The sequence below is a fragment of the Spiroplasma endosymbiont of Amphibalanus improvisus genome (assembly GCF_964030645.1).
Lineage (GTDB): Bacteria > Bacillota_I > Bacilli_A > Mycoplasmatales > Mycoplasmataceae > CAXIPX01.
This window is the reverse complement of record NZ_CAXIPX010000003.1, coordinates 250,047-273,333: the sequence shown is the minus strand read 5'-3', so window position 1 is coordinate 273,333 and position 23,287 is coordinate 250,047. Positions and strand designations below refer to the sequence as shown.

16 protein-coding genes are annotated in these 23,287 nt (G+C 26.8%); 15 read left to right on the top strand and 1 reads right to left on the bottom strand.

Annotation, left to right across the window (positions count from 1 at the left end):
* Window positions 1-9: 9 nt before the first annotated feature.
* On the bottom strand, window positions 10-1,851 hold the full coding sequence (locus tag AAHM77_RS01620) for a hypothetical protein (protein ID WP_342252397.1): 1,842 nt from the start codon (window positions 1,849-1,851) through the stop codon (window positions 10-12).
* A 138-nt stretch (window positions 1,852-1,989) separates the two neighbouring features.
* Here AAHM77_RS01620 and AAHM77_RS01615 point away from each other — a divergent pair, with 138 nt between their 5' ends.
* The 15 genes from AAHM77_RS01615 (at window position 1,990) to AAHM77_RS01545 (ending at window position 23,287) form a co-directional block, all read left to right on the top strand.
* On the top strand, window positions 1,990-6,963 hold the full coding sequence (locus tag AAHM77_RS01615; protein ID WP_342252396.1) for an ABC transporter permease: 4,974 nt from the start codon (window positions 1,990-1,992) through the stop codon (window positions 6,961-6,963).
* 30 nt (window positions 6,964-6,993) lie between these two features.
* The gene (locus AAHM77_RS01610) at window positions 6,994-10,740 is read left to right on the top strand and encodes an ABC transporter permease (RefSeq protein WP_342252395.1); all 3,747 of its coding nucleotides are present in this window, start codon (window positions 6,994-6,996) and stop codon (window positions 10,738-10,740) included.
* A gap of 182 nt (window positions 10,741-10,922) precedes the next feature.
* On the top strand, window positions 10,923-14,519 hold the full coding sequence (locus AAHM77_RS01605; protein WP_342252394.1) for an ABC transporter permease: 3,597 nt from the start codon (window positions 10,923-10,925) through the stop codon (window positions 14,517-14,519).
* Window positions 14,520-14,590: 71 nt separating this feature from the next.
* The gene (locus AAHM77_RS01600; protein WP_342252393.1) at window positions 14,591-14,983 is read left to right on the top strand and encodes a hypothetical protein; all 393 of its coding nucleotides are present in this window, start codon (window positions 14,591-14,593) and stop codon (window positions 14,981-14,983) included.
* Between the two features lie 111 nt (window positions 14,984-15,094).
* Window positions 15,095-15,814, top strand: a complete 720-nt coding sequence (locus AAHM77_RS01595; RefSeq protein WP_342252392.1) for an SDR family oxidoreductase — start codon at window positions 15,095-15,097, stop codon at window positions 15,812-15,814.
* A gap of 77 nt (window positions 15,815-15,891) precedes the next feature.
* Entirely contained in the window at window positions 15,892-16,080 is a 189-nt protein-coding gene (locus tag AAHM77_RS01590) for a DUF896 domain-containing protein (RefSeq protein WP_342252391.1), read from the top strand.
* A 28-nt stretch (window positions 16,081-16,108) separates the two neighbouring features.
* Window positions 16,109-18,061 (top strand): transketolase, encoded by a 1,953-nt coding sequence (gene tkt / locus AAHM77_RS01585; RefSeq protein ID WP_342252390.1) that lies wholly within the window; start codon window positions 16,109-16,111, stop codon window positions 18,059-18,061.
* Between the two features lie 44 nt (window positions 18,062-18,105).
* Complete coding sequence (locus tag AAHM77_RS01580; RefSeq protein WP_342252389.1) at window positions 18,106-18,330, top strand: YneF family protein; 225 nt, start codon at window positions 18,106-18,108, stop codon at window positions 18,328-18,330.
* A 28-nt stretch (window positions 18,331-18,358) separates the two neighbouring features.
* Window positions 18,359-19,114: a hypothetical protein gene (locus AAHM77_RS01575; RefSeq protein ID WP_342252388.1), complete on the top strand. Its 756-nt coding sequence runs from the start codon at window positions 18,359-18,361 to the stop codon at window positions 19,112-19,114.
* 13 nt (window positions 19,115-19,127) lie between these two features.
* Window positions 19,128-19,604 carry a MarR family winged helix-turn-helix transcriptional regulator gene (locus AAHM77_RS01570; protein ID WP_342252387.1) on the top strand — a complete coding sequence of 159 codons (477 nt, stop codon included), beginning with the start codon at window positions 19,128-19,130 and terminating at the stop codon, window positions 19,602-19,604.
* An 18-nt stretch (window positions 19,605-19,622) separates the two neighbouring features.
* The gene (locus AAHM77_RS01565; RefSeq protein ID WP_342252386.1) at window positions 19,623-20,309 is read left to right on the top strand and encodes a hypothetical protein; all 687 of its coding nucleotides are present in this window, start codon (window positions 19,623-19,625) and stop codon (window positions 20,307-20,309) included.
* A gap of 20 nt (window positions 20,310-20,329) precedes the next feature.
* On the top strand, window positions 20,330-20,758 hold the full coding sequence (locus AAHM77_RS01560; protein ID WP_342252385.1) for a transcription antitermination factor NusB: 429 nt from the start codon (window positions 20,330-20,332) through the stop codon (window positions 20,756-20,758).
* 14 nt (window positions 20,759-20,772) lie between these two features.
* A complete protein-coding gene (gene xseA / locus AAHM77_RS01555) occupies window positions 20,773-22,203 on the top strand; it encodes an exodeoxyribonuclease VII large subunit (protein WP_342252384.1) in 1,431 nt (476 codons plus the stop codon).
* A gap of 10 nt (window positions 22,204-22,213) precedes the next feature.
* Window positions 22,214-22,447, top strand: coding sequence for an exodeoxyribonuclease VII small subunit (xseB, locus tag AAHM77_RS01550; protein ID WP_342252383.1), 234 nt, complete (start codon window positions 22,214-22,216; stop codon window positions 22,445-22,447).
* Between the two features lie 129 nt (window positions 22,448-22,576).
* Entirely contained in the window at window positions 22,577-23,287 is a 711-nt protein-coding gene (locus tag AAHM77_RS01545) for a hypothetical protein (protein WP_342252382.1), read from the top strand.

Genomic DNA, 23,287 nt, shown 5'->3' with positions numbered 1-23,287 from the left:
GTTAGTCTATTAGATTTTTTTAACAGAAACTCAATTTCATTTAGCGTTAATATCATTAAGATCACAGTTTAGTTTAACATGATAATTATATGTAGTTCCATTATCATCTTTGTATGCATAGTCATATTCAATAAATTCTGTATCACCAGTGCTGTAAATTTGTTGATTGGCTAATGTTCAATAATTATCATCAAAAATGTAAGGTAGATAATTTTCATTGGCATTAGCAATTTCACCTTTGTGAATGTCTTGAATTAAATCACCTATAATAAGCATAATTTGGTTAAGCGCACAATTTTCGCTTGTTTGCAACAAACTATTTAAAATTTCTAATGTAGAACCCTTTCGATATCCAGCAGTTGATGATGATGAGTCGCAGCCTAAAATATCAAAAGCCTTATCTAAACCAGATTGTGGTCCATTTGTTTCATTGCCAATTCCAATGAATAATAATGCAGCTGTCAAAGTATTCATTTTTGTAAAATCAATTGCATTTTTAGGTTCAAATGAACCGTATTCATCAGTTAATCAATCAATATCATCTTGTGATAATAAATTATTGTCATTTGGAATAGTTCCTAATGAAGCGATTAAAGCGGCAAGATCATTTAAGTTTAATGTGTAATCTTCTGTACTTGTAGATTTATCAGGATCTAATTTTTGGTAAATTTGATTTAATAAATCATTAACAGACATTTGATTTAAAAAGTAAAATAAGGGTGATGAAGGTAAATTTATAGGGAGTGAACTAATTAATTCACTAATAGATTCGTCATAAATTAATTTATTTATATCTATTAAATCATTAAGACTTGGTAATCGGGAAAGAACTGCATCGATCTCTACCAATATTGGACTTATATTTATACCTAGTAATCCTAATATTATCGGTTTTAATATGTATGTACCCCCGCCTTTAGGAACACCACCAGTTTCACCACAAAGAACTCATATTAATTTATTCAAACCATAACTTCCTGGTTCATTTGATAATGTAAATTGAATATTTTGAATTAATTTAGTAACATCTAATTCATTTCAACCATTTTCCGGTTTGCTAGAAAGAATAGTTTTAATATATGTTTTATTATCATCTGTGGATGAGAACAAATTGTCCGGTTTTTCAGGGTTATGAGAAAAATCGAAAGCATTTATGTAATCAATAATAATTATAATTCCTTGAATTAAGTGTTGAATATTTTTGTCAGTTCCGTCAATGTAAGAACCGATCCATACCCCAGCATCTTTTATAGCGTCTTCATAATTGTCATAATCCTTAATTTGGAAGATTGCAGAAATACTATTAAAATCTGTATTTTGCAGACTATTACCTAAATTGTAAACAGATTCTTCTGTTGAAGTATTATCACCATAACCCAATAAACCACTAATAACACCTTTTAAAGATTGGACTAAACCATAGTCTAAACCTTGAGATAACAACGTTATAATCATTGGAACATATTCATAAATACTTTCAAAACTAGCACTAATTGGGGTTGTGCCATCTGTAACATTATAAATATCAATATCACTACCATTGATTGGAGCATTGGCAAACATAGTTGAAAAACTAGCGACATTTCAGGTTGAATCACTTGGAACATCATCTAAATAATTGTTGACACTTAAACCTCACATTTCATTTACTAAATAATTTGTATCAATATTTTGACCATTTACTTGTTGGTTATCACTGGCAATGTAAGGTCGTAATTCTAATTGAGAAATAACTGCAACATCTTCATACATATATTCTAAAAAAGCCTCATTATCAACATCACAAGCTGTAACACAAAGTGTACTACCTATTATTGATATTGAGCCTAAGTAACTAACTAATTTTTTCATTTTAATGCTCCTGAAAAATAATTATTAAAATTATATAATAAATTTATTAATAATGTTTTATTTTTCTTGTATTTTTATATATAATTTTAAAAAATAAAATTATTTTTTAAAATTATATATAATGAGGTCTTTTAATTAATGTCTAATTCTAAAAAAAATACAAATAGTAATGCTGGGAATACAAAAAATTATTGGTTACTTTTTAAACAAGGTCTAAGAGGTGTTTTTTCTTCTAAAACTCAATTTATTGTTATTTTTACTTTATCAATTTTATCTATTTCGTTATTAACTGGGGGGATAACTTCATTTTCCAGAGTTGATAATAACCAACAAGACATTTTTAAAAATACCCCTCAGTTTGACTATGATTTTCATTATTCTGTAGAAACTCCAGTAGGTTCTATGGAAACACCTACTGTTATTTATCCTTTATTAGATTTAGAATATGCTTATTCATACACTACTGACAAAAATGATAACATTAGCAATACTAACTATAATTTATATTTTGCCGGTGATAATTGCCAAGGTACTTTATTTGATGGGATATTTGATCCTCAAAATACTAGTGGTAATTATAATAATTATTTGAGCTATTATGCAAATTTGGAAAGCACAAGTTTTATAGATCAACTAAAAAATGATTTATTTTCAAATTTGTATTCTGCAGTTTCTACAGGACAAGTTGGATATGAATATCAAGGACAAGATCATTATCATGATATAACTCAGATGACTTCTGAATCTTTAATTTATCAATATTTTTCACAAATATATGATCCTAGCAAAACAGCGATCACTGACTATTTTTTCCTAGATAATTTTTTACAATATGAAGCTGGCACATTTTATAATTGAGCTAATGGCATCTATAAACAATCAACAGAGACAATTCCACGCGTTCAGTTTTTAGAACAAAATATTTTAGGTAATACTCAAAATGATGTTTTTTCTAATGAAAATACTTGAATTGGTGATTTAAAATATGATAAACAAAGCAATTCATACCATCCATATACTTATTCTGAGGCATCTGATGACGCAGGTGGGGGTGATCCGTTAAATTCTTATGTGGAAAATTGAAAAGTTGATGATCCTGATCAAATTGCGAATAGTATTGATCAGAAAGGGTTCCATGGCTCTTTAACTCAAACTATCAATTATGATGGTTCGGATATTTTTGCTCCTTATGTAGATTCTGCTTTACATGCTAAAATTTCATTGCCATTGATTGATAAGGGTGATCAAATAATTAACGATTCGCAAATTGACGATGAAAGCTACTTGTATTTTCATACAAAAATGGCGGCTCAAATATGTAATTTTGATGTTGATTTTAGAAATGAAAGTTATGTAAAGGATGATTCTAATGATTTAAGTTATAGAGTTGTTTTTTTCGATAACGCTAATTCTATTTATGGTGTAAATAATCCTGATGTCACATTAATAAAAGGGGTAATGCCTAAAAATCCTAGTCAATTACTCGTTTCACCGCAATTTGCAAAATCTAATCATTGAAATGTAGGAGATTGAATTTCAATTAATAATAAACCTTATCAAATTTCTGGTATTGGAACTGATCCTTTTTCTTTTATCCCAACTAGTGATAATGACAATTTAATTCCTGATATTGCATCTTCAGGAGTTATTTTTGCTCCACAAGCAGATTCAGCAGATTTTTCTAGAAATGGCAATCAAGAATCTATCGATTCTTCTCAGGAAACACATGTTTTTTTAACGCAACAAGATGGTGAAGTTTCAGATATCAATTTATTTAATAATTTTTTAGGAAATAATGGTTTTATCATACCATTTGCATCTAGTGGGTTTGAAAATAATGATATCTCCAATTTGGGGTATGTTTCAAATATAACATCATTTGCTAATTCTCCATATTCTAAAAATTGAACGATATTCCCAAAGGTTTTAAGTTTCTTTAAAATAATTGTTTATATTTCTTCAGTGGTTATTTTATTAATATGTTTAGTATCGGTTTTTGTATCCATAAGAAAAAATATTGAAAAAAATTCATCACAAATTGCCATATTAAAATCAATGGGAACATCCAATAATTTTATTTCTTTTGCTTATTTATCATATGCATTTATTATCACTGTTGTAGCAGTGCCTTTAGGTTGATTGTTAGGTACTATATTTCAATTTCCCCTATGTGGTTTCTTTGATCAATTTTTCTCTTTAAATTATTCTGAATTTACATTTAACTTTTTATCGTTTGTTATATGTTTAACAGCTGTAGGATTAGTTTCCATTTTATCCTCTTACTTTTCGGCTATCTTTATTTTAAAAAAACCTGTTATAAGTATAATTAATAAAAAAGACTCATGAACACATAACCAAACTATTTCTCGATGGGGTAAAAAAATGGTTCCTAAAAAATCATTTAATGGTAACTTTAGAGTTAATGTTTTAAGTTCTTCTGTCAAAAATGTTGCAGTTTTATCCTTAATAATTTTCATCGCTTCTTTTATTATGACTATCGTTTTATCGTTACCTTCAATTTTTACTAATTTATCAGATTCCTTTTTTAAAGATATGAATTATAAAAATGAATATTCACTTATTTCGCCCATTTATAATTCACCTTTATCAAAGTATCAAACTAATTTAGTTACAGAACAAAATGTTAAATCAAAGGATTATAGTTCTGATAAAGGTTATAAATATTACGATAATGCTGGTCAGATTCAGACTGCTGGAGGTTATGATAATTTAAATTATTCATTTGATTCTTCAGGTAATTCAACACCTATCCCATATTTTGTCTTTGATCAACCGGATGGAAACTCTTTTTTACCAGAATGAACTGCATCTAGTTGAGCTAATGACCCAAGCCGTACTTATACAAATTTAATCGATTTTTTTGGTAATAATTTTTATGCAGGAAATGGCAGTAGTTTTTCTGTCGGAGATATCGATGGTATTCTGTCATTGATTTATGAATATACTTACTTAAATGCAAAGTCTAATCCAGAAGAAGCTCAGAAGAAAGCAATTAACGTAACAAGCTCAATTAATGATAGTTTGAGTATTGGGATTGTTCAAATTTTACAACAAATATTTAATAATAATGTAAAACCAGATAGCAACTTGTCTTGACAAGAGCAAATTGTAGAGATCATTTTAGGTAATTATCCATCTTATATTCAACAATATGTTTATTCTGATCCATCCAGAGAAGATCAATTTACTTTTGGTTGAGATTTTTATAATTCAATAGAAGGACAAGAGGCATTAGTTACTGATTTTGAAAATACTTTTTCAGATGGACAGTCAGTTTCAACATATGGATTAGATCGAGATGTAAGTATTTTGAACCTATCTGATAAACAAAAACAAGAATTTTTTGTAGACGATAATGCTATGAACGAACTTGAACTTTTATTAAATAGTGCAGATAGTAACTCTATAAGTGGTGATATTACAACAAGTTCTGGTTATAAAATTTATGATAAAACAACTAATACAATACTATTGCCGACATTCGCTTCACCTCAAGCCTTATTAAATTTAGGTAAAAGTGATGATTTTACTGGTGTTCTAGATAAAAGTTTTTCTATTTCTGGTCGTCAGGAATTACAATATAAAGATGCAGCAGGTAATTTTGTACCATTAAATAAATCTGATTGGGTTTATGATGACTCTGATTTCTTTCACTCAGAATATTTTAAAAATGACTTGTCAGATGAACAAAAATCAGCATATTTTAAATCAACAATAAATTTAAAAGACGAAAACCCGACAAATATTGATTATGGACAATCAGCTTATTTAAATCCATTTGAATTAAGTAACAATAGTTTTAGTTTTAAAAATCAATATAATGGTAAAAATATTAGCGAAAATTCTTTTGGTACATTAGAAAGTTATAAAGTTAATAATTCTGCAAGTTATGAAACTGTCATAAGACCATATTATGAATTTAATAATTTACATTTATACATCCCTGATGCTAGTTCTGATGCTTGACAATTGAATATTACAACTTATCCAGAAAAAACAGATTATAGTCAAGTAGTAGATGATAATGCAACTCCCCCAGATTGTGTTAAAGAAACTAATCCAAGCGCTTCAAAATGAGTAGATGTTAAACCATATGATTTAAATTTTAGTGAAGTATATGACCCTAATGCAGCGATTGGTGTTTTTTTCAACGGTCCTTCTAATTGACTGACTGCAGTTACTGAAGAATTAGTATTGCCAACAAATGACAGTGGTTGAAAATTAGACTACAATTATAGTTCTAGCATTTTTAACAATAGCTCAGTAGTCATTAAATATAATATTTTAGACCAAACAAACACTTATGGAAGCAGTGTATTTTATATTGATAATAAATTATCAAATTTAATTTATGGCTTTAGTCCTACAGGATTTACACAAACTACTCCTTTATTTAACGATGATTCTTTAAGTTTAGACGTTTCAGATAATTTTGCAGAAGAGGTTACTACTAACTATTCTAAAATTTCTACTGGATCAAATATGTGATATAATTCATGTTTTTCTAATGTCACAGAACCTATGGGATTTACCACACAAGGTTCTATAGTATCTATTGTCAATTCGGGTAGCAATTTAATTACAAGCCCAATTGCAACACACAGCATTAATACTTTTTCTCCATCGATTTCTAGTATGGATTTACTGGCCCAAAAAGAAACTTATGTAAATAATATTTCAACTATTTTTATCGGTTTCACATCTTTCTTCATTGTTTTCATTGTTTTATGTTCAACATTATTAATTTTATTAATTTCTAATTTATTTGTTTCAAGGTATTATATGTTCTTGAATCAAATGAAAGCAGAAGGTTATTCAAAAAAAAGTATTCTTTCATTAACGTTGAATAACTTCACACCATTTGTACTACTTTCATGATTAATTTCTTCACTGCTATCAATTGGAGCATTATGATTAATGAACTCATTATTATTGTCAACAACAGCAATTATTTTACCATTCGGATTTGACTGGTATAATATTTTTATTACATTATTCTTGATATTGGTCGCCTATAGTTTCGCTTTTTTAATGGCATATATTAAATTAAGAAAAAATCCTTCCGAATTACTGACTACAAAAATTGTATAAGTTAAAAACTTTAAAAAATAAAAGGTAATCATGAAATTAATAAATAAACATGAATTAAAAAATTTTTTTAAGAATAGTCATATTTTTTTAGCCTTCTTAATTATGACTATAGTTAGTTCTACTATTTGTATCTCTTTTGGTTATAGTGCTTATTATTTAAAGTCAAATTATTGTCAAGTTGTAAAACAAGAACCTATGCACTATACTCCAGGCAATACTTTTGACGATAAGGAACCAATAACATCGCAAGAAGATTTATTTGGAGATGTTTGAGTTCCAGTCGCTTGATATGTTGATAACAAAGGAATGCCAACATACATCAATGATGCAGTTAATTATTTTTTTGATACAACTAAAACTCATTACTTTAAAGATGAAAATGGTAATGATGTAGTTAACGGAATTAGTGAAGCCATTCTTGACGAAGCAAAACAAATAGATTACATAAATAAAAATTTTCAAAACAACGTCCCTCAATGAATAGGTAACGACCAGGATGTTAATTATCAATCTATTTGTATGATAGGCAATTCCTCTACAATTTCAAAAAATTTTTGAACCACAGATTTAAGCCAGGATATTTCTAACACTGATCTTTATAATTCATTAGCGGATAATGTCCATCCTAATTTAAATCAAGAATATATCAAAAATGATATAGGTTTATTACGTTTAATTTTGCCTTTATATGATTATAATTTTAGTAAATTTTATTTTTTTAATGAAATTATACCAAAAGCTTATGAAAATTTGGCGATCACAGATTCTTCTTATATCCCAGGAGATGAAAGTGTTTATGATTTTCAAATGTTTTCTGCATTTAAAAATCTAAGTTTTGAATTTAATTTTAAAAAATATGTAAGTGCAGTATCGATTGTAAGCACACCTGGTTTTGATGTTTCAAATGGAATTGATTGGGGAAGTAATAATGGAGTGGTGATCGGTAAAGATTATTCCTTTGCATTAGATGACACAACAACTAAACCTATTTATTATAAAAAGAATAATAAAAATTTATTATTTGATAGTAGTTTGAAAGATGGACAAGCCATTTTTTCGGAAAATTTTTCACAGGATAAAAATATAGATATTGGTTCTAAATTTTCGATTGAAGGTGTTGAATTAGCTCCTCTTGTCTACGGGAGTAATGGTAATGATATTATACACAATTACCATCAAACGTCATACCAGGATAGTTATTATTCTGATGATTATTTAAGTTTAAATGTTAATCGTGCTGATTTTTTAAAAATAATTATTAATGCTTTTAACGATAAAGATCAGAATTTAAATCTGGGTGATTCTTGTAATTTATATATTAATCACTATTGAACACCAATTCAAACTCAAGTATTTGTAGAAGCCTTAAACACATATTGAACACCAGCTCCCAACGTTTCTAGTTTTTCCTGTTTTTATTCATATACAGATGAACACGGAAAAATCTTGGATGCTTGAAAAAATAATTCTAATTATAAAGATTTAATGATGGAAACTAATATAGTTTCAATAATTGTTATTTTGATTTTTATTTTATTTTTAGTTGTATCTTTTATTTTTATTTATGAAGTACAAACAAAGAAAAAAACGCTATTTTTTAAATTAAAAGCTTTAGGTATTAATAACAAAGAAATTATTATAGGGACATGTTTACCTATTTTAATATTATTATCAATTGGGATTTTGATTAGTTTATTTTTTTCTATGTTAATAATAAACATCACTAATGATTATTTATTTATGAATACTGGTTTATTTATTAGTGATAATAGTTTTAGTTGAACACAAGTTTTGATTGGAATTTCCTTATTTTTATTAATTTTTATATTTTTATCAGTCGTATCTTTTTTATTGATTAAAAAATCATTATTTGAAATAAAAAGTTCAAGTTTAGGATGAGGCTTTAGAATTATGGTTAATTTTAAAATGATAATTTCTTTTTTACCATCACCATCACGAATTAAAGCTGCCTTTGCTATGAAAAATTTTAAAAAAACAGTATTAATTTTTTTCATCTTTACTTTAGGAACGTCAATCTTTATCTTTGCTTTACAAATTCGATATAGTTTGATTAATTTTTCAAATCAATCTTCATCAACATTTAATACAAAAATTCAAACTGGTTTAAAATCAACCGCATATGAAACTAAAACTAATGATATCTCGAATGGAATTTATAATTTATTTATTTCAAATACTGATCCCGGTCATTCTCATGATCCAGAACATGTTCCAGGTCATGAAAAATTAATATATTCTGACTCTCAAATTAATGATTTAAAAATATCATCCTTGGATGAAAAACCTTCTACAAATGATCAAGATTGGGTAATGGAAGTTAATCTACAAAATTATGCTGATGTTAGAGATTATTTACAACAAAATAATTATTATGATCAATTATCCCATTTCTATATTTCAGGTGCATCTATTACTGATTTTATGACCAATAATAATAATCAAAATTATAATCGTATTTGTGTTGATAACCCTAATCCTGATGATTACACAAATAGTTTCTGTAAATTTTATGATACATCAACTTCATTAAATTTAAAGCACCCACCAAATATTTTTGTTAATCGAATTATTATGGATGATAAAGACTATAATGATAGTTTGTCTACTTTATCATTTCATGTTGTAGAACAAAAAATGCAAGATATAAAAAATAGTCCGCCTAACTACTATGAACAAGCTGGCTTTCTTGGGATAAATGATTATTTTTATAGTAAAGTTATTGATAATATAGGGGTTTCTGAATCTCAAAAAGATGATTTTATGCGTTATATTGTTAATGGTGAAAACCAAATTAAAAATACCAAGGATGAAAATGGTGAGATTGTAACAACCATCCCGGTATTTTTTAGCACTGGATTTATGAACAATCAGATTAAACATCAAGATAATCAAGGAGAAACAGATGTACCGATTGATGGCACTGAACAACAAAAGTTAAAATATTTACAAGATATCGATCATTATCAATTGCGATTTAAAAATCCTTATTATGATAATCAACAAGATTCTAAAACATATATTTTTGAAATAAAGGGTTATTATAACCCAACAGTAAATTCTTTTCCTGATAACGATATTTTAATGAATAAATTATCATTAGAAAAAATGTTTTACAATTTACCGATTGATAGTGATGATAATGATATTATCGACACTGATAATTTATTTTATTCATATTCAAAAGATTATATATTTTCTAAAAATCTTCCATTATTCGCCACAATACCTACGTCACCTTCACCACCACCAGATGACAAAATTCAAAATGCTGATTTTTCCATTGGTGTTCAGAAGAATTATTTATTAGATAAACAAATTATTTTTGAACACACTGTAAAAATTTTTGGTCCAGAATATATTATTTCCCAAGTTTTACTTGTTTCTATTATTCTTATAATGTTATCAATTGTCATAGTTTTTATTAGTCAGGTTTTAAGCGAAAACAAAAATATCATTATTACAATGAAGATTTTGGGTTATAGCATTAGCTCTGTTATAAATTATATAATTGGTTCTTACTTTGTCTCGATTATATTGGCATTTATTTTTGGTTATATAAATTCATTGTTTATATTTAGTTTTTTTTCCAAAGCAATGAATGGGTCTTTTAATATATTGTTATCAGTGCCTACCAATGTTTGTTCGTGATTATTGCCTTGCCTTGCAATATTCTCATTTATAGCGATTGTAACTATGATTGGTCTTATATATATTAAAAAAGCACCAATTAACAATTTAACTTTTGATAAGGATTAATTTTAACAATCAGATTCATATAAAATTCATGAAGGTGCAATATGAAATTAATATTCAAAAATGAATTTAAGAGTTTTTTGAAAAATAGCTCCATTTTCATCACATTCTTTTTAATGTGTATTATTTGTTCTTCGTTATGTATCTCTTTTGGGAATAGTGCATATTTTTTGCGACATAATTTTATGGAAATATCAGAATCACTTCCAATGAGATTATCTTTGCAAAAATCATTAAAAACAGAAGATATTTCTAAACCAGCAGATTTGTTCGGTGATGTTTGATATTCATCTGATTGAAGTTCATTAGATCCTATTAATATTCAAGAAGCTTTTGATTATTTTTTTAATGAAAATGTTTCTCATTACATTCAAGATGCAAGTGGTAATGATATAGTAAATATTATTAGCCCGCAAATTAAAACAGAAATAGATTTTTTGGAAGCTAACAATATCATTTCTCCTTCAACACCAGGTAAAATCGAATGAAAAGGGAGTGATAAAGAAATTAATTATGATGCTTTTTTTGGTCAAACTACTGCTGGGCAAACTACAGATTCAGGTTTGTATTCATTTTGAACAATGGATTTATCTCAAGACATCACTGATGAAGTTTTTTACAAAGGATTATCAGATGGCGCCCATCCTAATTTAAATCAAGAAGATATTAAGAATGATATTGCATTATTACGCTTGGTTTTACCTTTATATGATTATAATTTTAGTAAATTTTATTTTTTTAATGAAATAATACCTAAAAGCTATGAAGAACTTAAAAAAATCAATCCTAATTATGACAATAATGAAAATATATATAATTTCCAAATGTTTTCTCAAATCCAATCAATAGAATTTCAATATAATTTCCAGAAATTTTATGGTTCTGTTTCAATGATAAATCAACCTGGTTTCAATCAACAAGTTGATTGAAATTCCAATCCTGGACTGGTTACTGGTAAGGAATATTCTTTTGTGTTGGATGATTCATCTAATCAATCATTTTATGTCAAAAAGAAAAATAAAATGATTGAATATGAAGGCGAATTGAAAGATGGACAAGCAATTTTTTCAGAAAATTTTTCACAAGATAAAAATATAAATATTGGCGATGATTTGATGATTGGCAATACCTCACTTGAATCTGTTGCTTATGGTTTTAATGGGTGGAATTTTATAGATGATAATTTAGAAAAAAAAGATAGTGTAACTTTTTTTGCAAATGATTATTTAACTTTAAATGTAAATAAAAATGATTTTTTTAATATAATTTTTAATTTATTTAACGATAGAAATGAAAGTGTAGATATAGCTGCGAATTATTTATACATTAATCATTTTTGAAATATGGATGAAACCAAGGCCTTTGCAATTGCAATCAATAAATTCATGCCACCCATAATCGATGATTCAGAAGGTCAGAATAGTTTTTGAAGCGTTATAAATGAAAAAGGGCAATTAAATGACCAATTTAAAACCACAGGTTTTTATCAATATCCAGCCTCTAAATTTGAAATAATATATTTAATTGCCATCTTAATTTTAATTATTTTTTTAGTAGTTTCTTTTTTCTTTCTTTATGATGTACAAACAAAGAAAAAACATCTATTTTTTAAATTAAAATCTTTAGGATTTAGTGATTTTAAAATTATTTTTTCAACTAGTTTACAAAATGTATTATTAATTTTCGCAGGTGTATTTACAGGTCTATTTATTTCTATTTGAATAAACAATATTACTAGTGATTATCTTTTTATGGATACATCATTATTTATTTCTAAAAATAGTTTGTCCTGAATTCAATTTTTAATTGCCTTAATTCTATTTTTTTTAATAGTTATTTTTGGAATTTTAACTTCTTTATTGATGTTAAAAAGACATTATACAATTAACAAACACCATTCTAATGCAATTAATTATAAAATTACATCTTTTGTTAAAAACACAATTTCTTTTTTACCATCACCATCACGAATTAAAGCTGCCTTTGCTATGAAAAATTTTAAAAAAACATTAGTGATTTTTTTAATCTTTAGTTTAGGCACATCAATATTTATCTTCGCCTTACAAATGCGATATAGTTTACTTAATTATGTAAACGATGTAACATCTTTATATCAAACTGATATTAGAACCGGATTGATGACCAAACAGTACCATCCCATAAATAATGGCGGTGATTCAATAACTAATAAAATTTATAATTTATTTATTTCAAATACTGATCCCAGTCATCCTCATGATCCAGAACATGTCCCAGGTCATAAACAATTAATATATTCTGATTCTCAAATTAATGATTTAAAAATTTCATCCTTGGATGAAAAACCTTCTACAAATGATCAAGATTGGGTAATGGAAGTTAATCTACAAAATTATGCAGATGTTAGAGATTATTTACAACAAAATAATTATTATGATCAATTATCCCATTTCTATATTTCAGGTGCATCTATTACTGATTTTATGACCAATAATAATAATCAAAACTATAATAAAATTTGTTTAGAAAATAAAAATCCAAATAAATATGAGACAAATTTATGTGATTTTTATAAATGGTCTAATGCTTTTGGTTTAAAACACCCACCAAATATTTTTGTTAATCGAATTATTATGGATGATAAAGATTATGATAATAATTTATCTACTTTATCATTTTGAATCGATGAATCATTGCGCGATACACAGAATAATCCCTTTTTTAATAGTTCTTATACAGCAGCTGTAACTGGTATAGACGAAAAATTTTATAACAATGTAATAAACGGAATCGATATCCCGGCAACTCAGGAAGCAAATTTTAATGAATATATTTTAGAAGACCAAAATAAAGTTATTCGAGATGAGCATGGTAACATTCACATTCCAGTTTATTTTAGTGATAATTTTATGGATAATCAAATCAAAGAACAGGTAATAGAAGGAGAAACAGATGTACCAATTAATGGTACTGATCAAGAAAAATTAGACTTTTTACAAAATACCAATCATTATCAATTACAATTTAAAAATTCCTATGTTTCCAGTTCGGAGAAGAAAACTTATTATTTCGATTTAAAAGGTTATTATATTTTAGATAATTTGACCAATCTTCATAATAATGATATTTTAATAAATAAATCCTTATTAGAAAGTTTAATGTATAACTTACCAATCAATGATCCTGATAATAAAAATGTTAGCACAGATAACTTGTTTTATTCGTATTCAGATGATTATATATTTTCTAAAAATATTTCAATATTAGCAGGTGTTCCCTCTGGTGCTAGTGCGGATAAAACTAAAATTCAAAATGCTGATTATATTGCAAATGTTGATCAGGGATACATTTTAAATAAAAACGCAATTTTTGATAACACTGTAAATATTTTTGCTCCAGAATATTTCATTTCTCAAATTTTATTATTAGCCATCATTTTCATTATGCTGGGAATTGTCATTATTTTTATTAGTCAGGTTTTAAACGAAAACAAAAATATCATTATCACTATGAAAATTTTGGGCTATAAAATTTCTTCGGTTGTAAATTATATAATTGGTTCTTACTTTGTCTCGATTATATTGGCATTTATTTTTGGTTTTTTAAACTCATTGCTAATATTTAGTTTATTTTCCAATATAATTTATTTGGATTATGGAGTGAATTTATCGATTCCTTCGAACACTATGATTTGATTATTTCCGTGTTTATTTATTTTAGTATCAGTAATTACTGTTGGATGTTTTGGTTTTCTATATATCAAAAAATCACCAATAAATAATCTACCATTAGATACTAATTAAAATTTTAAATTTATGTTTTTTTAATATATAATATGTTAATAAAATATAAACTTGAAAGGAAATTAACTATAATGGGTGATAAAAAAAGTCGACAAAAAGAAGAAAAACATTCTTTATTGTCATGGCCTAAAATTTTAATGATGATCGGAGCAATAGCAATTATTGGAGTCGGAATAGCTTCTTGAATATGAGATCTAGATACATCTATCTTCGGATCAAAAGATTTATCAAGAAGTGTTTTAATTATGATGGGAATTACCTTTATTTTAATCCCTTTATCAGTTAAACCAGATTTTTGATCAACTGTTTGAGCATTAATTATTACAACAATATGTGTTCTATTCTTTATTGGGTATTTTGTAAATACTAATCCAGATTATTCCAATCCAGCTTTATGATTATCATTAGCACCATATATATTTATGGCAGTAGGTTCATTATCTTGAATCTTTTGAAATGATTAATTTGTAATTTAGTTTTTTAAAATAAAAAAGACAAGAATTGTAAATCTTGTCTTTTTTATTTTATTTTTAAATATGTTATCATAGATTCATTAAATAAATACAGGAGTTAAAATGAAACCATTAGTAGTTATTACAGGAGCCTCATCAGGAATTGGGAGACAAGCGGCTATTGATTTTTCAAAAGCGGGGTACCCTCTATTATTATTAGCTAGAAGAATTGATTTGTTGAAAGAATTGAAGTTGCCTAATTCAATTTGTGCTAAAGTAGATGTTACAGATGTACAAAAATTTAAAACAGCGGTGGAAAAAGCAGAAGGGATGTTTGGCCCAGTTGATTTGTTGATAAATAATGCAGGTGTAATGCCCTTAGAAAGCATTGATGTCCAACCGTTGAGCGACCAGCATTTGATGGTAGATATTAATATTAAGGGAGTATTGAATGGAATGCATGCTGTAATCCCTTCGATGAAAAAAAATAAGCACGGAACAATAATAAATGTTTCATCATGTGCTGGACGATATACTTATTCAGATCATGCTGTTTATTGTGGCACAAAATATGCAGTTCACGCTATTAGTGAACAATCAAGAAAAGAGTTGGCAGATTTTAACATCCGTGTCTCAATAATGGCACCAGCAATTGTTGATACTAATTTATTAGTATCAGTTAAGGATGCAAATATTTTAGATTCTTACAATAATATTAAAAAAAGTATCAATAAAGGTTTAAAATCAAGTGATATTTCTAATTTAATGTTGTATACATATGAATTACCACAAGAAGTCAGTCTTAAAGAAATACTAGTTTCTGCTACTAAACAAAAAATTTAAAATTAATTATAAAGATTTTTGTTTTTTCTAATGATCATTCATTAGATTTTTATTTTAAATAGTTAGGAGTCGATAAAGTGACAGAAAAGTTTGAACTTATGATTAATCGAATTAATGAATTAGCACAAAAAACAAAAAAAGGTACAATAACAAAAGAGGAACAAAAAGAACAAGCGCAACTAAGGGGCAACTTCTTACAGTTTTTAAAAACAAATTTAGAAACGCAATTACAAAGTATTGAAATAATTGACGATAATAAAGAATAATTTTTTATTTAAAGGGAGAAAATAAATAATGGCATCAGTAACAAATAAATCAATTAACACAATTAGAATGTTAGGAACAGAAATGGTAAATAAGGCTAACTCTGGACATCCTGGAATAGTTTTGGGAGCAGCACCAATGTTGTACACTTTATTTACTAAGCATTTAAGAGTTAATCCAAAGATTGATAAATGAATTAATCGTGATCGTTTTATTTTATCAGCAGGTCACGGGAGCGCTTTGTTATATTCAATGTTGCATTTATCTGGTTTTGAAATAAGTATTAATGATTTACAACAATTTCGTCAATTAGGTTCAATCACACCAGGTCATCCAGAATCACATTTAACACCTGGTGTAGATGTCACAACCGGACCATTAGGTCAAGGTTTTGCAATGGCCGTTGGTCAAGCATTAGCAGAAGTTAAATTAGCCAACCAATTCAATTCCAAAGATATTGCTTTGTTTGATCATTATACTTATGCATTGTGTGGTGATGGTGATTTACAAGAGGGAGTAACGCAAGAATCACTTTCATTGGCAGGACATTGAAAGTTAAATAAGTTAATTGTATTGTTTGATTCAAATGATGTTCAATTAGATAATATGGTCAACGTAGCACAATCAGAAAATATTAAACAACGTTTCGAAGCTGCTAATTGAGAACATATTTTAGTAAAAGATGGTAATGACATTGATGAAATCAACAAAGCAATTGAAAAAGCAAAAGCATCTAACAAACCATCGCTAATTGAAGTTAAAACACAAATTGGTTATGGAGCTACTAAAGCTGGAACTCCTGCTGTACATGGAGCACCAATCGGAGAAGATATTGTCAATTTAAGAAAAGCATTAAATTGAAAAGAACCAGAGTTTTATGTACCAAGTGAAGTTTATTCTGATTTTAAGTTAAATGTTAAAGTTCGTGGAACAAAAGAATATGAAAAATGATTTTTAAAATATACAAAATATTTAACAACAAATTCTGAAGAAGGAAAAATTCTTAAAAAAGCATTACAAGGTGATTTTGCAATAAAACCCCAAATTTTACAAGATTTAAAACCTGACAAACCAGAGGCGACTAGAGTTTCTTCGGGAAAAATTATTCAAAAGTTAAATATTGAACTTCCTAATTTAATTGGTGGAAGTGCTGATTTAACAGGTAGCACAAAAGCAATTGGTGGTGATGGCGACTTTCAATATAATTCCTTAACAGGTCGTAACTTAGCATATGGTGTTAGAGAGTTTGCGATGACAGCAATTAATAACGGCATTTATCAACATCGTGGATTATTGCCGTTTGCATCTGGTTTCTTAGTGTTTGCCGATTATTCAAAGCCTGCATTACGTTTAAGTGCAATCATGCGTATTCCTACATTATATATTTTTACCCACGATTCTGTGGCTGTTGGTGAAGATGGACCAACACACCAACCCATTGAACAATTATCAATGTTGCGTTCAATTCCTAATTTTAATGTTTACCGTCCTGCCGATTTTAATGAAACAGCAGGTGCATATGTGAGTGCCTTACAGAAAAAACATACACCTTCAGCAATAATTTTAACAAGACAGGATTTAGAACAATTGGAAAATTCTTCTATAGATAATGTAAATAAAGGTGCTTATAAAATTTATGGCGATGATAGTGCTGAAGTTATTTTAACAGCTACAGGTAGTGAAGTGTCTTTGGCGATTGAAGTTGCAAAAGAGTTAAACAATAAGAAAATATCAACCAAAGTAATTTCTATGCCTTGTCGTGAAATGTTTGAATGCCAAGAAGAAAAATACATTAATGATTTATATAATAAAACTAAATTAAAGGTGACTATTGAATTAGGTTCAACATTTGGTTGATCAAAATATGGAGATGTTAACATTGGGATCGATAGTTTTGGTGAATCAGCTCCATTTAAAGATGTGATGAAACATTTCAATTTTAATAAAAAATCAATTATTGATATTATTATTAAAAAATTATAAAATGACAAAGTGTTTTAAATAGTATATCACCAGGAGAAAAATCTATGGATACAATAGTTTGATGAGGAGCCCTTTTAATAGCAATCGGTTCTTTAATTTTAGGCGGAATAGCAGGTTTTTTTATTACTAAGAAAATAGTAAAAAAACAATTACGTGATAATCCACCAATTAATGAAAACCAAATTCGTGCAATGTATCGCCAGATGGGAAGAAAACCATCAGAGGCAGACATTAAGCGTGTGATGAATTCAATGAAAAAGGCTAAATAATATCATTTTATTTTAGAGGGTTATTAATATGTTGTATGATAATGTCAAAAAAAAATTATTTTCTAATTTAGAAGGTAAACGCATTTTATTAGTAACCATTTTATTTCGTGAAAAGTTAGTTTCAGAAAATGCAGATAATGGAGGATTCCCGTACCCTTACTTTTTTTCCTTCACTTTATTAGAACCTAAAACATCTACTAAAGAATTAATTGCATTTACATCTGCAGAAGCAGTTTGTTTAAAAATTTTTGATCGAAAAGAGTCGATTAAAAATCAAATCGTGAAAATAACTAAATCTTTTTTCCAAGATGATGAGGTAGAATTTGAATTTGTTTTTAATTCTAAAACGGCACGTTCTTATATGATGTGATGTGTTGACCAAAAAGAATTAGAATTTTTTGAAGAAATAAACAAAAAAAGTCAAAGAACTTTTGAACAAAGGATTTGAGAATCAATTTCTTTGGAAAAAGAACTAAATTGTTATTCCAATAACGCGATTAATTTAATCCGTTATGAGTGATTACGTTTAAGAAATGACAAGGTAAAAATGTCTAGAGATAAAATTGAATATTTAGCCAACATTATTTCTATTTATTCAAAGGATAATTTTGGCGCCTATATTCAAAAGACTATTGATAATGCAGATGGTGGGGAATTACGTTTTTTAGCAGAAAATATAATATATTTAGATCCAAATTATGTTGCTTTATTAGATTCTTGCAATATTAGATTTAAATCTAAGTTTGATAAAAATCAAAAAAAAGTCAGTTTATTACTGATATAGAATAGGAGAATATATGAACCGAGACAATAAGCCACTTATATCAAGCTCATCAATTCAAACTATTTTTGAATGCCGTAAATTAATGGAAAACTATATCCGTAAAAGATTATTTGATTTAAATATCCATGATTTTAAACCTGCTAATTTTTGATTAATTAGCATTATTGCAAATAACCGTGAATCAAATATGGTAACTATTGCACGTAAATTTCACTATACAAAAGCTAATTTAACAGTTGTTGCCAATAATTTAATCGAAAAAAAATATATTACTAAGTCAATTAGTAAGGTTAATAATAAAAATTTAGTTTTACAATTAACAGATAAAGGTTTCAAACTGTACCATGTTATTAAAATTATTATCCGTGATCTGCAACGTTTGTTAAGTTCGATGTTAGACCAAGAAGAGATTGAACAATTAACAAATATTATGTTTAAGTTAAGCAACAAACTGTTACAAGATGATGATATTAAACAAATGAATCCTTAGAGATATTAATGGGTTATTATGTATTCAAATAAACAACAAAACCATATTATTAAAGATCGTAAAAAATTAAATTTGCCAAAGTTATATTGAAAAATTGAAGGTCATCCCAATGATTATAAGCAAGTAGATCGTATTTTTGATAATATCGTTGGAGATTTTCGTTATAATTGATATTTTAAAAATGTTATGTTTTTTGATCCGGAATATAATTTAGCATATTTTTTTGATCGAATTTTATTGACGAGACGATCATTAATTTTTATTAAACATCAACAAATAAAATCACAGGTAAAGGGGAATTTGAGCGATCAGTACTGAAATGTCAAAGTTAATACTAGGTCTCCCAAAACCATTACCAACCCTATAGTTAGACAACAGTTTATGATTAACAGGATAATTAATATTTTAAACGTGCGCTTATTTTTAAAGACAGCCACTTGAAATGTGGTGTTAGTGAGTGAGTCAAAAAATTTAGATGTTAAATATGATCGTAAAAATGCTTCAAATATTAAATTATTTGATTTAAAATACGATAATAATTTGCAAGGGATTATTGATACTTTGTTAAAAGAAGATGCGCAAAGTAAAGATATTTTTTTAGATGAAACGATTTTAAATATTTATCAGGCTCTATCATCCCACGCGGGGTATAATAAACATTCAGATAAAGATTTAGCAATGTATGGACTATACCACCGTATTTAATTATAAAAGAAGGATGAGTTATGATTGAAGATTTGTGAGAAAATATAGAAACTCTTTATAAAAAGTTACCTTTAAATACGAGAAATCGTTTATATTTAACATTTTTGATGTATCGTCATTATGTTCTAAATCATAATTGAAAAATTACATATCAAGAATTATTAGATAATTTTCAAATTAAATTATCAGAAAAAAGAATTGGTGATTATGAAGAATTATTTCAAAATATTGAACAATACGAAGAAAAAGTAAGTAAACTATTGGGAGATAATTGAACATTTGATCGATTGAATAATTTAGATAAGTCAGTTTTAATTTTAGGATGTTATGAAATTAATTATTTAAAGATTACTAAAAATATTGTGATTAATGAATATTTGAAAGTTATTAAATTATTCAATGTAGATGATAATTATAATTATATCAATTCAGTTCTAGATAAAATATAATAGCGAGAAGTTGCATGTCAGTTCAAACAACCATTTCAGTTACAGAATTAAATTCTTATATTAAAAACCACTTAGAAAATGATAGCTATTTACTTAATATTTCCGTGCAAGGAGAAGTTAGTAATCTCACATTACATAAAAGTGGTCATTGCTATTTAACATTAAAAGATAATACTTCTGAAATTAAAGCAATTATTTTTTCATTTAATAATAAAAGTTCAAACTATAAACCAAATGTGGGTGATAAAGTTGTTGCCAAAGGAAAAATTAATCTGTATGTCCAAAGAGGAACTTATAACTTAAGCATTATTGAAATTCAACAAGCTGGTTTAGGTGAAGCATACTTAGAATTACAAAAGTTAAAGGCTAAACTAGAAAAAGCTGGTTGGTTTAAACCAGAGTTTAAACAACCATTACCAAAATTTCCTAAAAATATTGGTGTAGTAACATCTCCGACAGGCGCTGCTATTCAAGATATTTTAAAAACGACTAAAAAAAGATATCCCTTAGCAAATATTTATCTGTTCCCTAGCAAAGTGCAAGGCATTGGAGCGAGTGAAGATTGTGCTAAACAAATTGAAATAGCAAATCATTTCAAAGAAACAAAATTAGATGTTTTAATTGTTGGGCGAGGCGGAGGTTCGATTGAGGATTTATGAGCATTTAATGAGTTACCTGTTTTAGAGGCGATTCATGAATCACGTATCCCGGTAGTTTCTGCTGTCGGGCATGAGATAGATCATTTATTGTCTGACGAAGTTGCTGATAGTTTTGCACACACCCCAACAGCAGCAGCTGAAATTATTACTCCGGATTTATCAGAACTCTGACGCTCCAATAAACAATCGCAGGTAAAAATAATTAATTTAATTAAAAATTTAGTTGATAAAAATAAAAATGAAATTATTAATTTTAAAGAAAATTATCATTTAAAAAATTTAGACTGAATTTACCAAGAAAAAGAAAAAGAATTGGGTAATTTTAAAAATCTTTTAAATAACCAATTGGTCAGCTTTAAAACTAAACTAAAAAATGATCAAACTTGAAATAAACAAAATCAAAAAACAATAAAAACCTGTATTCAAAATCAACTGTCAAAACGCTTTAATCAGGTAGGCCAGTATCAACAATTTTTAATTAATTTTTTAAATAACTACAAAGGAAATTTAGAAAAGATTAGTAAAGCAAATAAACAACAACAAAAATTACTATGCACGTTAATGGATAATTTATTAAAATATTATCAACAGATTAATAATAATTTACATAATAGTTTTAAATTGTTAGATCATAAAAATGTTCTAAAACGCGGATTTAGTATTATGTATATTGATGATAAACCAATCGATTCTATTAAAAAAGTTACCATAAATCAAAAAGTAAAAATTGAGATGTACGACGGCCATTCAATAGCTACAATTAATGAAGTTAAAAATACAAAATAGGAGTAATGTAATGCCAATAAATAAACAAGAAATTAATGAATTTTCATATCAAACATTAGTAGATGAAATTAAAGATATTATTCAACAATTAGAACAAGATAATATTCCTTTAGAATCAGCCTTAAAACTATTTGAAGCAGGAATGCAAAAAACAAAACAAGCAGATAATTTTATCAACGATATTAAAAGTAGGGTAATTAAATTAGTTGAAGAAAACAAAGTGAAAGATTTTTCCACAGAATAATATCTTGCAGATTATTTCTAATTCAATCTATATTATAGAAGTGTTATAATGTTCAAAATAAAATTATTATTTATTATTTTAGGCACTAATTCATCAAATGATAAAATAATAGATAGAAAGTAAATGTTAATGAATTCAAGTTCAAACCAAATTTTTGAAGATGCTCATTTAAAAAAACAAAAATTTTTAAAAATAAAAGATGTTCTTTCAGAAATGAATTTAAGTTCTGAAATGGATAAAATATTTAAGAAAACCGATAAATATGACATCATATCAAATAATTTTATTTATTTACTACGTTTAAATAAAATGAATGTAAAAGATCATTGAGAATCTATTATTTTTATTAAATTAATTTATTCAGATTTTATTTATAGAAATGTTTTAAAACAAAAATATAAAATCATTGATGAAAAAGAAATTTTGACAAAAATTAAAAATTTTTTACAAAAAATCGAGCATAAAGAAAAAAATAATTGAGAATCAATATTATTGAAAAATAATAAGATTGATTTACCAATGGATGAATTAAATTTTATTAACCATGAATTATATTTGCAAATCGCCAATATTTTTTACAATACTTTTTTTAACAAACCAAAAGCAATTGAATATTATAATTATGCATATTTTTTAACAGCTGTGTTAACAATTGACGGATTGTTAAAAATAATGAATAAAAAACATATGGATAATAAACCATTATTGTACATATTAAAATTAAATTTTTTTGATTATTATGAAAAATCTATCTCTCAGATTACAAATATTTATTTCAATTACTTTGTTTGCCAAAACAATTTTTTCTTAAATAAGAATCGAAGACAAAAATTAAGATAA